At 24.4% G+C, this 16,074-nt stretch carries 11 protein-coding genes, 1 other RNA gene and 1 pseudogene; 1 reads left to right on the top strand and 12 read right to left on the bottom strand.

The window, feature by feature from the left end:
- Positions 1 to 58: 58 nt before the first annotated feature.
- From SKUN_RS00455 to SKUN_RS00420, 8 genes are all read right to left on the bottom strand, one after another.
- Positions 59 to 1,156 (bottom strand): hypothetical protein, encoded by a 1,098-nt coding sequence (locus SKUN_RS00455; protein ID WP_053390393.1) that lies wholly within the window; start codon positions 1,154 to 1,156, stop codon positions 59 to 61.
- A complete protein-coding gene (locus tag SKUN_RS00450; RefSeq protein ID WP_053390392.1) occupies positions 1,157 to 3,532 on the bottom strand; it encodes a hypothetical protein in 2,376 nt (791 codons plus the stop codon).
- A gap of 20 nt (positions 3,533 to 3,552) precedes the next feature.
- Positions 3,553 to 7,425, bottom strand: a complete 3,873-nt coding sequence (locus tag SKUN_RS00445; RefSeq protein WP_053390391.1) for an AAA domain-containing protein — start codon at positions 7,423 to 7,425, stop codon at positions 3,553 to 3,555.
- Between the two features lie 98 nt (positions 7,426 to 7,523).
- A complete protein-coding gene (rpsI, locus tag SKUN_RS00440) occupies positions 7,524 to 7,925 on the bottom strand; it encodes a 30S ribosomal protein S9 (RefSeq protein ID WP_053390390.1) in 402 nt (133 codons plus the stop codon).
- Between the two features lie 11 nt (positions 7,926 to 7,936).
- Complete coding sequence (rplM, locus tag SKUN_RS00435) at positions 7,937 to 8,377, bottom strand: 50S ribosomal protein L13 (protein WP_053390389.1); 441 nt, start codon at positions 8,375 to 8,377, stop codon at positions 7,937 to 7,939.
- A gap of 111 nt (positions 8,378 to 8,488) precedes the next feature.
- Positions 8,489 to 9,730 carry a serine hydroxymethyltransferase gene (locus tag SKUN_RS00430; RefSeq protein WP_053391567.1) on the bottom strand — a complete coding sequence of 414 codons (1,242 nt, stop codon included), beginning with the start codon at positions 9,728 to 9,730 and terminating at the stop codon, positions 8,489 to 8,491.
- An 85-nt stretch (positions 9,731 to 9,815) separates the two neighbouring features.
- Positions 9,816 to 10,772, bottom strand: a complete 957-nt coding sequence (locus SKUN_RS00425; RefSeq protein ID WP_053390388.1) for a hypothetical protein — start codon at positions 10,770 to 10,772, stop codon at positions 9,816 to 9,818.
- 73 nt (positions 10,773 to 10,845) lie between these two features.
- On the bottom strand, positions 10,846 to 11,508 hold the full coding sequence (locus tag SKUN_RS00420; protein ID WP_053390387.1) for a uracil-DNA glycosylase: 663 nt from the start codon (positions 11,506 to 11,508) through the stop codon (positions 10,846 to 10,848).
- Between the two features lie 131 nt (positions 11,509 to 11,639).
- On the opposite strand from SKUN_RS00420, the pseudogene SKUN_RS10055 reads away from it, so the two are divergent.
- Positions 11,640 to 12,014 (top strand): annotated as a pseudogene (locus SKUN_RS10055) (IMPACT family protein).
- A 201-nt stretch (positions 12,015 to 12,215) separates the two neighbouring features.
- On the opposite strand, the gene trmB reads toward SKUN_RS10055, so the two are convergent.
- The 4 genes from trmB to SKUN_RS10050 form a co-directional block, all read right to left on the bottom strand.
- Complete coding sequence (gene trmB, locus SKUN_RS00410; protein WP_053390386.1) at positions 12,216 to 12,857, bottom strand: tRNA (guanosine(46)-N7)-methyltransferase TrmB; 642 nt, start codon at positions 12,855 to 12,857, stop codon at positions 12,216 to 12,218.
- Positions 12,841 to 14,880, bottom strand: a complete 2,040-nt coding sequence (locus SKUN_RS00405; protein ID WP_053390385.1) for an EAL domain-containing protein — start codon at positions 14,878 to 14,880, stop codon at positions 12,841 to 12,843. The genes trmB and SKUN_RS00405 overlap by 17 nt, the downstream gene beginning before the upstream one ends.
- Before the next feature lie 86 nt (positions 14,881 to 14,966).
- Positions 14,967 to 15,390, bottom strand: a transfer-messenger RNA (tmRNA) gene (gene ssrA / locus SKUN_RS08135).
- Positions 15,391 to 15,487: 97 nt separating this feature from the next.
- Positions 15,488 to 15,733 (bottom strand): hypothetical protein, encoded by a 246-nt coding sequence (locus SKUN_RS10050; protein ID WP_235511204.1) that lies wholly within the window; start codon positions 15,731 to 15,733, stop codon positions 15,488 to 15,490.
- Positions 15,734 to 16,074 lie beyond the last annotated feature (341 nt).

Genomic DNA, 16,074 nt, shown 5'->3' with positions numbered 1-16,074 from the left:
TTATAGTCACCTCTAACTATTTCTTTAATTATAATGTTTTTTAACCTAAAAATGTTAATTATTTCTTTTTTGATTTACTATCAATTTGAATCTTTGCTTGATTCATAATTTTATCAGGATTTAAATAAGATTTTTTCATTTCTTTTGATAAAGAAACATCATACATTGATAAATCGTTAATAAACGGTTGTTCATCTATATCATGTGCATGACCTTCATAACCTTCGAATTTATATGTAAAGCGCCCATCTAAATATATTTTAAAAATTGCCTCTTCTCCGGTTACTTTTTTTGCGTAAACAATAACTAAACTATCTTCATTTTCTTTCGTAATACGAATATCATTACTATCAACAATAAAACCACGTTTTTGAATTGCTTGTAAAATTGATGTAATACCATGTTTCCGCGCTGATTCATCTAATTGTTTATTAATAATTTGATTTTGTAATGCTAAAGCTTTTGCGTTTAAAACAGTAGTATCAGCTGCTGGTATTTGGGCAAATTCTTCTAATGCTGGAGCTAATTCTGTGTTAACAAATTTATCATCACTAATTTGTTTTTTAAAACTACTAAGATATTGTTTTTTCAAAAAATCACTTGAAGTATGATAATTTTTAACTTCTGTTTGAACAAGGTCAGAAATATACTCTGGCTTTAAATTACTGAAATAATTATTATTTTTTTTAAAAAAATTCATAATAAAAGCTTTTGATTCATTATCATCAAACATTGCTATTAATTCATGCTCTAATTGTTGATAATTTAAATTAACTCGGTTTTTTAAATTAGATAACCGTTGTTTTGTTTCATCTTCAATTACTTTTATTTTCAAAACTTCAATTTTTTGTTGAATTTCTGCTAAACGAAGGGTTTTTTGTTCCAAGAAAAAATTAACTCTTTTTGCCAATTCTAATTCAACATGTTCAACTTTACTAAATTCTTTAACTAACGGGTTATCCTCTAAATCAGTTAAAATTTGATCTAACTCAACTAAATATTGTTCAATTTGTTGACAATTTAACCCACTAGCATCAATTTCTTGTAATTGTTGTAATAATAATTTTAAATTATCTTTAACAAAGTTAATATTTAAATTTAATCGTTCAATCTTTTTTTGGTAATTATACATTAATTGTTCAACACTCATACTCATTTATATTAACACCTCTTCTAATTTAAGTTTTATTTTTTTTAAAGCATCTCGATTTTTATTATCATTGTGTTCATTTCTTGCTTTCTCACAATATAAATATAATGTTAATTCTTGATAAAGTTGCATAATTTGTTTATATTTATTTTTATCAAACACATCTTTTAAAACAAATAATTTTTCATTAATATGTTGTACAAATTGATGTTTTGTATTTAAAAGTGGAGTAATTTTTTCTTCAATTAAATTCATTAAATATAATGCTGCTTTATCAAAAGAACATAAATTAAAATATTCCTGAAATTTGCTTTCAGAATTAAACATATTTTTAAATTTAATTGCCTTATATTTTATTTCTAATTGTGACAAAGAATAAAGTAATTGAATTATTAATTCATTACTATTGTTAATATTCTTGCAACGTTCTTTAATAATCTCAACTTTATCTCATATTTCTTGTCAATGCCGTTGTAATCCACTTGTTTCTCGCTTTTTCATTTCTTTACAATACTTAATATATTCTTGAGCATAACTATATAAATTAATTAATAAAGTACTATTTTTTTTAAAAGTTGTAGTTGTTATTGCATCAAATAATTCACGATGTAAATCATTATTATTGATTGCAAAAAGAAATTTATCCAAAATTGCAAAAAGATTTTGATTTCAAATTTTTTCAATAATTGATGAATCTGCAATATTAATTAATGCTAATAATTGGTTTAAAGAAACATCGTTTTTGTCATAAAGTTCTTGCAACATATTTAAAACTTCTTTATTTGATAATAAAGTATTATTAGTTAACACTTGATAAGCTTTAATAATATTTTTTTGCAATTTTGCTTGTTGTTTCATAAGGGCAATTAAAGTTTTATGCATTTTATTAAAATAATTTGGTTTTAAATTTAAATTACTTAAAATTTGTTCAGATTGATATAAAACATTAATTTTATTATTAAAATCATTTATGGTCATACTTTTTAATATATTATCAAAAGTTTCTTCATTATTATTTAAAATATCAATTAAATAACAGTAAATAAAAATATTTTCAATTTGATTATTATGAATTATTTCATAAATATTTGCCTGTTGACGATTTATTAAATTTTTTAATCCCTCTAAAATTTTATTAAATAACAGCTGACTATACTTCGGAATAAATTTTTGTGCTGTTATAATATTACGGCTTAGAATAATAAGTTCTGTTGGTTGTAATATGTAAAGTTCAGTCTCATTTTTATCATTGATAAATAAAGTTAAAAAATTATCATTAATTGTTAAAATCGCACTAGTTAAATAAAAAATTGGAATTGAATCAGTTAAATCATGCATTGTAGTTGTCTTTTCAGCATTAACAAAAATAATACAACTAATATTATTATCATAATAATATTTATTATCTAAGACTGCTTTTGGTTTAACACTTGCTGCATTAATAATTATAATTCTCGGATTTATTAATGTAGAAGTAATATAACGCGGATCTTGCTGATAATCACTTTCTAATATATTTGTTGCTACTTTTTGAAGATTTAAATTAAAATTATCCCTTAAAGTTTTATCCATTTCGGTTAAAAAATAATCAACAATTTTTGTTTTTAAATTAACATTATCTTCAATAATTTGTTGCAATTGGTGGTCATTAATAATTTGAATTTTAATATCTTTAAAAGTGGTTAGAGACAATATAACTTCTTTTTCTTCATAAGCGTCAATCAATAAATTGTTAATTTGATTAATATTATAGTATATTTCTTGCTTCTTATTAGTACGAATTGAAGTAAATGTAGTATCAGCATTAAAAATATTATTTTTATTAATATTTAACTTGTACTTTTCTAACAAATGAAATAAATCTTCGCCATTAATAATTGGTTCTTGTTCTAAAACAATAATTAAATCATTGCTATTTTTTTCTAATAAAGATAATTGTTCATTATTTATATATTTTTCGCCCGAAAAAATATTAAAATCAAAATTAATAACTGCTTCACGATTACTATTTTTACTTAATAAATATCCCTGTTCTAATGCCGTTAACGCTTCTTTTGAAATGTAAAAAATTTCAATTGGTCGATCAATTCAATCCTGTTCAGCATAACTATTTGCTAAATAATTTAATGATGTTTGCTTATTAATTTCAATAATATTTTCTTTTTCAATTAAGTCCTTTAGACATTCTGCATAAATTTTAAAATTAAAAATTTGTAATTCATTTTGTAAAATATCAGCTAATGTTTTTTCTTTATTAGGGTAATTAGTAATAGCATTTAAAATTACATACTGAAAAAAAGCTAGTTTTTTTGGTGTTTGATAGCTAACTATTGTTTTTAATTTTTTCCAATTTTTATAAACTTTTACCATTCCTAATTTCATGTTTTTACCTCGAATTCTTATTATAATAAATCTTTTGCACTTCAAACAAGACCATAACTATCAATAATTCGTAAAATTTCATAATATGCTTTAATTGTTTTTGTAATATTTGGATTAGCAATTGTTGGAATTTCAACATCAATATTAGTAAAAAAACTAACTGCTCCAATAATAATTAACATATTTTTTGCTCTTGAAAATGCAACATTTAACCGTTCGTATTTCTTAATAAATTCTTTATTAGAATTTAATTGCTTACGAGGATTCCGAACTGTGTTAACAATAACAATTTCGCTTTCTCGTCCTTGATAATCATCAACTGTTGAAACTTCTACTTTAATATTTTTAAATTTTAAACTTTTAATAGCTCTTAGTAATTTTTTAACATGTAGACTATAAAAACTAATAACTGCAACTTTAGGTTGTTTTTTTAATTTAACTGTTAAATTATTATATCCTGCTTCAATTAATTCTAATGTTTTTATTGTTAAATCAACTTCTAATCAATTAAAAAGACTCGTACTACCACTTTCACCTTGTTCATAAACAAAATTCATATTAGTTTTATCTTTTGATGAATCAATTCAATAAATTGCTTTATTACTATCAAAAATTTTTAGACCATCTTTATTTTCAACAGTAATATAATGTTGTTTTTCATTATTTTGATTAGTTTTATCACCTAACTGCAACTGATTTTCATAAAAAACATTTACAATTCTCATAATATCTTCATGACTACGATATTGATTAGTTAGAATTTCTTTTACTGAATCATCACATTTTGAGATAATTTTTTTAAATAATGAATTAGTTACTAATTCTAAAAAATCATTATAACTATAATTTTGGTCATAAATTTCATTAATTAACGCAACATCTTCTTCTTGATATGGCATAAGTGGTGGCAATTGCCGATAATCACCAACTAAAATAACAGTTTTACCATATACTAATGGCATAAAAATTTCCATTGGTGTTAACTTACTTACTTCATCAATAATAACAACATCAAAAGCAAATTTTTTAATATCAATATCAGAAATATTATAATCACGTAAAACTTTATTTTTACTTTGTGCATATGATTGATTTGAAGTCGCAGTCATTGCAACAACATTGACACTTTCTTGTAAAAATTGATTAGCATAATTAATTGTATCTCGTTCCATCGCCGGTGTGAAATGATTAGTTTTAATATTCTCTTGTGTTAAAAAATCTGATATCTGATAATTTTTATTTAAAAATGTAATCATATTATTTACAAAATTAAACTTTGTTGCTTTTTCTTGGAGAACAAAATTAATGTCATGTTCAATTTTATTAATTTCTTTATCAATTTCATTAATTGTTCCACTAATATCTTTTACTACTAAATTTAAATTAAAAATTGTATTAATACTATTAACAATGTTTTCAACTTCAACTTTTAGAGCATTAATTTTATGATTTAATGTTCTAATTTCAATTTGTAAATAAGAAATTTCTTGCTCATATTTAACTTCATTAATTTCACTAATTTTGTTTTGATTAATAACACTTTGTTCTTCATATTTCTGTAATAATTGTTCAAGGTCATTTTTAAATGCTTCTTTCTCCTTTTGAAAAACAATATTTTCTTGTTTTAATGTAACTTGATTCTTTAATTCTAAAATTTCATTTTGAACAGCAGTTAATTGTTTCATTCAATCATCATCACGTAAGTCTTGACTAACTTGTTTTAATGTTGCTAATTCTATCTCCTTATCTCTTAACATCCTATTATCAGTAGTAATTGTTAATAGTTTTTTGTATGTTTCTGTTAATGAATATGAATCATCAATTTGAAATCCAATTTTTTTTTGCAACAACTCCACAAAATGTTTATTAAATAATCGGACAATATCCGGAGTTGAAGTAACTATTCCAGTTCAATTAATATTAACTAAGAAATCTAATAGATTACGAATATTATTAATATCAATTGTTAATTTTCGATTATCATCTAAATATTGCAATTTTTGATTAATGATTGTTTCTCGCTCAGTAGCTAATGTATTTAACTTTTGAGTATAATGTTTGTAATCATTAATTTCTTTTTCTAACATTTTAGCATTTGCTTTTAATTTTTGTAGTTCATATTTTTGATTTTCATAATCACTTCCAATTCCTTCTCATTTTGTTAAATATTGTCGTGATAAATGATCATAAATAAAACGATAATTATTAAAAATTAATTTATCTGGATTAAAATCATTAAAACGATTTTTTTTACGAACTTCATCACTTGTTAAGCGTAAAGGAATCAATAAAGGTGTTTTAAATAATCTTGTTAAAACATTGTCAATTGCAGTATGATTTTGTGAAGAAATTAAAACTTTCTTTCCTAATTTAGCATATTGATAAACTAATTCAGCAATAAATTCAGTTTTCCCTGTCCCTGGTGGACCTTGCAGTAAAAAAATATCTTGTGAGTTTAAGGCTTTTGTTATTGCTTTCTGCTGATTTCCATTTAAATTATTTGAAGCAAAAATTAATTGTTCTTCCATAATTAAGTTAGATTGTGTCTTTAATTTAATATCTTCAATATTAAAAATATAATTAATTAAATAAGGATTTGCAACATCATTTTTGCTAATTTTATCTAAAATAACATTACTACGTCGAAGTAAAGTTGAGTCCCCTTTTCCAATATAAGTTAAATAACCATAAGAAGGTATAATTTTATTTAATTCATTAAATGATATTTCATCCTCATTTTTTATTTCATAAAAGCAATTAACAATTTTATACTGCTCTAATTGATTAATAGTTACTTTAATTGTTTCATGATCAATATCACTTTCTTGCATAATATTATTTTCAAGCATATATATTTTGATTAATTTTTTTTTAAAATCATAGATATCTTTTTGCTGCATTTTTGTTTCAGAAATATTAATCCCTAAATCATAAATATCTGCTCCATCTTGAACATAACTTTCACTAAAATTAAAAGAAAATAGTGTTAATGGAACATCTTTTTGATATGTACGATTAATTTGTAAATTAGCAAGACTTAAATTGTTTAATTTTTTTAATATTGAATATTTATTTAAATTATCCAACAATAGCTCTAATTCTACAATAATTATTTCTTCAAATAAATGACTAATTGTTAAATTTTTATTAGTAAAAGTTTTTTTATCAACATATCAAAAATTATGTGATAAAAATCTTACATCATGAAATTTTTCACCAATTGGAACTGTTTTTGGAATTTTAATATATTCTGTTAATTTCCTGTTTAAATATAAACAAGAATTATAACGCTTATATTCTAAGTTTTGTTCTTGAAAGTGTAAATATTGTAACCATCGTTCTTTTTCTTCAACAAAATATGAAGTCAAAAACTTTATATTTGCAATAACATTTGAATCAAAAATAGTTCGTAATTTTGCTTCATCAATCCGAAAATTATCAGCAATTTCAAGCACTACTCCAGTAGCTAACGTTTCAAATTCTTGTTTTCTCTTTTCCATTGCTGTTAAAAAAATATTTTTAACATTAACAATGCCAATTTCCGGATCAATATCTCCTAAGATTGTTAATGATAAGTTTGAATCGAACATTTGATCTATCAAAGTAATTGATTTAAAACGAATTAAAATATCATAAAGCTTCTTTTCTGATCCTTTTTTATCTTTTTTAATTTTTGCCTGATCATTAATTAAACAAACAAAAAAATCAGCAATACAAATATTATGCTTTAAAAAAGTATCTAGGCCTTGAACTGTTGTAATTTTTTTTAACCGAAGGTTTTTAACATCATCATCAGTAAATTTACTTTTTGGATTTGTTAAAAAATACAAATTTAACAATAAATTTTTATTATTATATTTATCACCCTGAATTGTAAATTCTATCAATGTCATTTGTTCACTCTCTTATCTACATAATAATTATACTAAACTTATATTAGATAAACAAATTAAAAAAGTACATTGCAAAGCAAAATGTACTTTTTTGAAATCTATCTTTTTGAATATTGCGGTGCTCTTCTAGCCCCATGTAACCCATATTTTTTTCGTTCTTTAATACGAGCATCACGAGTTAACATTCCAGGATGTTTCAATAAAGTTTTATAATCTTGTGACGCTTCAACTAGGGCTCTTGCAATTCCTAATCTTGTTGCGCCAGCTTGTCCGGTAAAACCACCACCAGATACTTTAACACGAATATCAAATTCTGATTTTGAACCAGTAATCTCTAAAGGTTGTTCCAAATCTTGAACTAATGTTGCATATGGGAAAAACTCTAATGCTGGTTTCCCATTCACAACAACATTCCCTTTACCAGGAGTCAATACAACTTGGGCAATAGAAGATTTTCTTCTTCCTGTGCCACGATATATAACTTCTTGTTTTTTTGCCATATTTTCTCCTTTTATTTATTAGTTAATTCTAATTTAATTGGTTGTTGTGCTTCATGTGGATGTTTATTACTAGCATAAACAAATAAATTACGGAATAATTTACTTCCTAATTTATTTTTTGGTAACATTCCTTTAATTGCGTGTTCAACAGGATAAATTGGTTTTTTTACTAACATATCCTTTGCTGTTGTTCGTCTTAATCCCCCAGGATGTTGTGAATGATTATAATACATTTTACCCTTTAATTTATTTCCTGATAAATTAATTTTATCAGCATTAAGAATAATAACATTATCACCACAATCAACATGTGGAGTATAAGATGGTTTATTTTTTCCTCTTAATATCATTGCAACTTTACTTGCTAAACGTCCTAAAACTAGACCTTGAGCATCAATTACATATCATTTTTTTTCAACTTTAGTTGAATTTAAGATAGTTGTTTGTCTCATGTCACTGCCTCCTAACATCATTCCGTACCAGGGTTTAATGTATAAAGCAATAACATTATAACTAAAAATAATAGGATAATCAATATTTTAACTTGTTATTTCTAAATTTAATTACTCTTGTAATTTTCAGGTTGAGTAAATTGGAAAATCACTTAATAAGTTTTTTACTTCTTCTTGATATTTAACAATATTATTTTCAGTTGGTTCTTTTAAAGCATTATAAATTATTTCTCCAATTTGTTTAAATTCTTTGCTCCCAAAACCACGTGTTGTCATAGCTGCTGTTCCTAACCGAATCCCACTAGTAACCATCGATGATTCTTTATCAAATGGAATCATATTTTTGTTGCAAATAATACCAATTTTTTGTAGAATTTCTTCCGCCATTTGACCCGAAATTCCTAAACTATTTTTAACATCAACCATTAATAAGTGGTTGTCTATTCCATCAGCTACTAAACGCAGATTATTTGCTTTTAATGTTTCTGTTAGAACTTTTGCATTATTAATAATTTCTGCTTGATATGTTTTAAAATCTGGTTGCAATGCCTCTAAAAAACATTGTGCCTTTGCGGCAATAACATGTTCTAATGGTCCACCTTGATTACCCGGGAAAACAGCACTATTAATTTTTTTTGCTCATTTTTGCTTTGATAAAATTAAACCCCCACGAGGTCCACGCAATGTTTTATGTGTTGTCGAAGTAACAACAGCAGCATATGGAATTGGGGATTGATGTAAACCAGCGGCAATTAATCCTGCAATATGAGCCATATCTACTATTAATAAGGCTCCAACTTTATCAGCAATTGCACGGAACTTTTTAAAATCAATCTCACGTGAATAGGCACTGGCTCCAGCAACAATTAATTTTGGTTTTACTTCAATTGCAATTTTTTCAATTTCATTATAATCTAACATTTCGGTTGTAGGATCAACTTGATAACTACGAAAATCATATAATCGACCAGAAAAATTAACATTATGACCATGGGTTAAGTGACCACCTGCTGCTAAATCCATTGCTAAAATAGTATCACGTGGTTGTAGCAAAGCATAATAAGCAGCAGCATTTGCTTGACTACCTGAATGTGGTTGAACATTAGCATGTTCAGCTTGAAATAACTTCTTAGCCTTATCAATTGCTAATTGTTCAACTTGATCAACATATTCACATCATCCATAATATCGGTGAAATGGATATCCTTCAGCATACTTATTAGTTAAAATTGAGCCTGTAATAGCTAAAATTGCCTCACTAACATAATTTTCTGATGCAATCAATTCAACATGATTTTGTTGACGTTTTAATTCCAAATCAATCAATTTTTTAATTTGTGAATTCACTTCCATTATTTTCATCTCCATTTTATAACTTCTAATATCATTATATAGAGATAAATAAAAATAACTTCAATAAAAATTATTTTTAAAAATTTTAATATTGTAAATTTGCATTAGTATCTTTATGAATTAATGGGGAAACAGCCCGATATGTAATATAAATAATTGCCGAATTAAATAATACTTTGATTGGTGCCATTGCTAATCGCGTAATCATAGTTACCCCATAACCATCTGTTCCAACATTTTTATTCTGTGACACTGTTAAAAAGGCGATATCCCCTCAGGCGGATATCAAGGTGGTGACTCAATATTCATTAACAACAGCAAGCATAATAATAGCAACTAAATTTCAATAACGTTTTTTTGTTTTATCAAAATGACGATAAACAAACATAATAATTCATATAATGATAATAGTTCCCCCTGTACCAAAACCAATAATATAACTTAAAACAATTTTGCTAACTTCCAATCCAACAAATAATGTAACGGTTTCAAATGGTGAATATCATGTCATTACTTCAGCAAAAGTTCCAAAAATCAAAATAAAAATATTTGTTAACATAAATAAAACTCATTTATGCTTACCAACGGCACGATTAATTGAAGATACACAACCTGATAAAAATCCATATGAAGCAATTACAATAATATAAGCAACATGGAGATAAGAAGGAACAAATAACATAACAATTAAATCAGTAACAACCCCCGATAAAAGTCCAACGATTGGTCCAAAAATAAATCCACTAATTTTAACCATTAAACCTTCAAAAGCAATCCGCACAGGAGGAAAAACCGTAATTGGTAATGTTATTGAAATAATAATAGTAACTGTTGCTGAAACTGCTGATAACATTGTAATATACGCAATATTTTTCGTTGTAAAACGAATACCATGATAACGTTTAGGATTAATTAAATAATATAAACCACTATAAATACAATAAATAATAAAAAGAGCACCAATAACACCACTAGCAATATATGCCATTTTATTACTATATAAGATTTTTGATATATCACTAAATGATGTTAGTAGACCCATAATATCCCCACAATCTATATTAATAAAATAAATTCTCTTATCCTGTCAATATTTTACATATATCAATTATACATTACATTTTTCAATCAATTATGTTTTTTTTATTTTTTAAAAGTAAATCGTTAATTTTTACAAAAAATTGTTGATCCTTAAATAAATTGTAACTAAAGGGTGATGGGTGCGCTCCCTTAATAAGATTAATTTTATTCAAAATATATTCACCATACTGTTTTGCATAATTGCCTCATAAAACATATACAATATCATTACGAATCTCATTTAAATAAATAATTAAATTTTGACTAAAATTAGTTCAACCAATATCCTTATGACTTAAGGGCGTTTGGGCAGCAACACTTCCAATTGTATTATATAGAAAAACACCTTTTTTAGCTCAATGGTCTAAATTACCGCTAGCATAATGATCAACACCTAAGTCTTTTTTTAATTCATGAAAAATATTGACTAAACTTGGCGGAGTTTTAATACCATCATTAATACTAAAAGCTAAACCATTTGCTTGGCCTGGACCATGATATGGATCTTGTCCAATAATAACAACTTTAATATCATTAGGCTCAATTAATGTAAACAAACGAAAAATATCTGTTTTTGCAGGGTAACAAAGTTTATTTTGGTATTCACTATCAATGTTATTTAACAATTGTTTAAAATACGGTTTTTTAATCTCATTATCAAAGAACTCTCCTCAACCAACTGCGTATTTTATTCACATTTCCTTTTCTCCTATTGCATCTTAATTATAGTAAATTATTAATTTTGGTTTTTGTAAAATAATTATAACAAAAAAAGAAAAAAAGATAATATAATTAAGATAAAATAAAGATAAAAAGGAAGGTAAAAAACTTGCAAGAACTAAAAGAAACTAAATTAATTATTAATGAAATAAATATTAAAAAATTACGCTTCCTTTGTTTATTGCAAAAAGTTACTTCCAAACATGATGCACTTCAATTTATTAAAACAAATCAACAGCCAAACGCTGCTCATAACTGTTACGTCTACATTATTGGGAAAAATCAAAATATTATTCGAAAAAGTGATGATGGCTAACCAACTAATACTGCTGGCAAACTAATTTTAGAAATTTTACTTCATCACAATTTAACTAATGTTGTGTGTTTAGTTATTCGTTATTTTGTGGGAATTAAATTATGGTCTGGCGGATTAATTCGCGCTTATGCTAATAGTGTTAAAACAAACCTAAAAAAGCGGAATTAATTCCTTATTTTGAAACAAAAGATATTATTATTAAATTCACAATTAATAAAATTAAACTAGTTGATAAATATTTAACATATTATTATCAAAATTTAATAATTAATAAAAATTTTACAGAACCTATTAGCTATCAATTTTCGTTACCTAGTGAAAAAATACATACTTTCTTTTTATGAACCAGTAATAATAAAATTAATATAATTATTTCCTGGCATATAAATAATTAATATTTTTTCCAAGTTTAACAAAGCGTCGTTCATATTCAGTTGAAACATTATTTTCCGCATACTGACTCTGATATAAATTTGTTGTATAATCAACAATTTTTCAATTATTTTCTTTAAATGATTCTAATGAATAAGTAAATAATTGATTATTATCTGTTTTAAAATGAATTTCACCATTATCTTGTAAAATAATTTGATAAAAATCTAAATATATTTTATTTGTTAGCCGACGTTTTTCATGTCGCACTTTTGGTCAAGGATCAGAGAAATTTAAATATATTTTATTAATTTCTTTATGTGCAAAAATTTTTAGTAAAAAAATAGCATCAAAAACAATTATTTTTAAATTAGATAAATTTTCAGCAATTATTTTTTTTAAAGCTAAAACTAAAACTGATGGATAACGATCGATTGCTAAAAAATTTTGATTTGGATATTTTTTTGCTAATGCTATAATAAAATCCCCTTTCCCAGAACCAATTTCAATATTTAAGGGATTATTATTTTTAAAAATCATTTTTCCCCATTGTCCCTTATAATATTCTGGATTTTGAATTGCAAAGGTAAGATTCTCCATAATATATTCTGTTGCTCAAGGTTTATTTCTTAGTCTCATCTTTAAATCCTTTCCGACTGTTTTTTAATAAAGCTATTTTTATCTCATTACCAATTTCATTTTGTGGTTCATCATAAGTTCCGAATAATGAACCAAACATATAATTAATTTTTAATTCTTTTAATTTACTATATCCTAAATAACTATTAACTTGTGGTGCAATTAAAATAATATCAAGTTTTTCTGCTAAAATAATATATTCTTTAATTAAATTTTGATAATGTAAATGAATAAACATTTCACGAATAATTGTTGGAGAAAAAAAAGCATAATTAGGTTCATAATAGTACAAACTATTTAATTCCGTATCAATTGCTCCAAAATTTTTAACAGCAACTTCAATACCAATATTTTTAATTGTATTTAAATTTTTTTTAAACTTTTCAGAATCAAATCCAGTTTCCATTAAATCAAAAGTTAAAATTAAATTACCAGGTTTTACTTTTAATTCAATTAATTTTGTTGCAAATTTTTTTAAATTAAACTGATCACTACTAATAAAACTAGCTGGATAAGTAATGAATAATTTTTGTTCTAAATAATTATCTAATTTATGAAAATTTTTAATATTTAATGCCGCATTAAAACGAGCTAGCATTGTTTCATTTACAATTCCCCCAAAAGTATTACTATCTTTTCCAAATATTAAATCACTATCAACCCCATCAACTAAATTACTACTATAATGATATGCTAATGTAAGGCCATCATTTACATTTATAATTGGAGAATATAAACTAACAATTTTTTCTAACTGAATATGTTCATTTAAAACTAAAATACTACGTTTTTGGTTTGACAATTCTTTAATATTTTCTGGATCAATAAAAATAATTTGATTTGAATATTCAAGATTTAACCGATTATCTGCTGTTGCAATATTATATTCTTTTAACTTATTTAAATTATTTGATTGTAATCCATATAATGAAGCATATCCTTGTAATTTAACAATTATTTTATAATTTTTTAAAATAAAAGTAGTATTAACTTGTCGCAATAAAATTTCAAATTGTTTTAACAAATCAGTTTCTGATCGTAACTTACTTTTATTTTGTAATAAGATACTACTAATATCAGGTTTTTCAATTTGATCAAGAGGAAGAAAAATTCCAAAATGATTTAAACTTGCTTTAAAAAATAAAACATTTTGTTCTTTTCATAGTGTAAAAACTTGATGAGAAATAAGATCAATAATTTTATTTTTAACATTACTATTTAGAAATTTATCTAGTTTTTCAATATTATTAATCATAAAAGTAAAATAAATTCCACGACGAATCTTATTCTTATGAATTAAATTATAAATAGCATCATGTGCTAAAGCCTCACGAACATAACTATTGCGGTCATATTCAATAATATTTTGTAATTTTATTGCATGAACATAAATTAATTCAATAATACCACAAATACTATAAGCAAAATAAGTCATTGTAATTCACACTAAAACATATAATTCACTTACAAAGTTTTCTGACATAGCCATTCTTTTTGATTGTGCTAAAACAATAATTGAAGCCGTAATGAATCCTGTTAATGTCAATAAAGACCATCTAGTTCATTTTGTTCATTTAAAATACCAACTCACAAAAACAATTAGAAGGGTTAAAACATAAAGTACTGAAATCATAATAATATTAGGAGTACCTGTTAAAGGTAAAAAATAATTATTATTTAAAAATGGTAAAATTGCAAAAAGAAAAGTAAAAATAATAATCGTATATAAAATTGTGGCAAAGCAAGAAATAAAAACACCTATCATTCAACAAACTATTATTGGCAAAAAAATATTAATAGCAATCATTGTATTGGTTTCGCCAGTTTTTGGTGGCACAAAAAATGGGATTAATCCTTGGGCAATAATAACCAAAATTGCAAAAACACCACCAATAACAACTTGATAATAAATTGAAAAACGAGCAAAAGAATTACGCACTAAACCTCATGTAAAAATATAAATGATAAAAAAAATAATTATAAATAATAAATATACAAAAATAATATTTAAAATATTACTCATTTACTTCCACCTCTTTTAACAAACCTTGTACTTTGACAAAACAAGTTTCTTTTAATTTCTACCTTATTTTTAATAAAAATAAAAAATGGTGGAGATGGCGGGAATTGAACCCGCGTCCACAAATAACATTCTAATATCTTCTACAGTTTAGTCTAATCATCTTTTTTTCATTATTTAATAATAGGATTAGACAACTAATTAAATAATTAGATAATAAGACTTTCAAAATTCTAACATTATCAATTAGAATTTCTATTAGATTAAGACTTGAGATACGATAATAGTTAATAATCTACAATTAACTACTATTACGGCTAGCGATCCTCTAACAGCGAGGAATTAAGCTGCTAACATTGATACTGCTAATTGATTGTTCATCATAAAAGCTGGCATTTCAATTTTGTCTTCTTTTTGTTTTTTGCTTGCGTTTCTTCAAACCTAGTAGCATTATAGTCTACTAAACTACTGCCAATATTAGTAGATCATTCCTGTCGAAACCGGAACATCCCCATATAGTAATTATACTATTAAATTATTAAATAGTAAATAATAATTATTTAGTACATTTTTTTTGAAATAATTGCTTAAAATGATATTAATGGCTAATTTATTTTCCAATTTTTGTACCTAAAGTAATTCGAATTAAAGTATAGTAATCCATGATTAAACTAAAACTACTAAAAAATAAGGTAAATAATAAGAAAAGTCCCATACCTAGAATATAATCTTTTTGTAATCAAAATAATAATCGCTCAACAATTAACCTAGGATTTGTAATTAAATTATTATTATTTAAATTTAAATATTGAACATAATAATTTAAACTACTAAAAAAAATAACTAAATAACCCAAGACTAATAATTAACATTATAAGTTTTAAAAAATTAACTGTAATTGCACTATCATTTTTATTAATCTAATTTATTAAGCAAATAATACTTTACAACAAAAACTCAATTATAAAGCAAACAATAGTAAGTATACTCAAAATATAAATAATGTTATTCTGGTTTAATAAATAATTTGTTTCATTATAATTATAAACAATCAATTTTTTGATGTTTCATTGAAAAATACCAGATAAAAAAATATAAAAAGTCAAAAGAATTTGAAAGGTTTTAACAACAATTAAAGTAATCTTAAGATTCTTTTCAAAAACTAACCACCTTCAGAACTTTTAAAAATCTATTTTT

Source organism: Spiroplasma kunkelii CR2-3x (assembly GCF_001274875.1).
In the GTDB taxonomy this organism is placed as follows: domain Bacteria; phylum Bacillota_I; class Bacilli_A; order Mycoplasmatales; family Mycoplasmataceae; genus Spiroplasma; species Spiroplasma kunkelii.
Note: the sequence above shows the minus strand (reverse complement) of the source record. Positions and strands in the feature narration are given on the sequence as shown.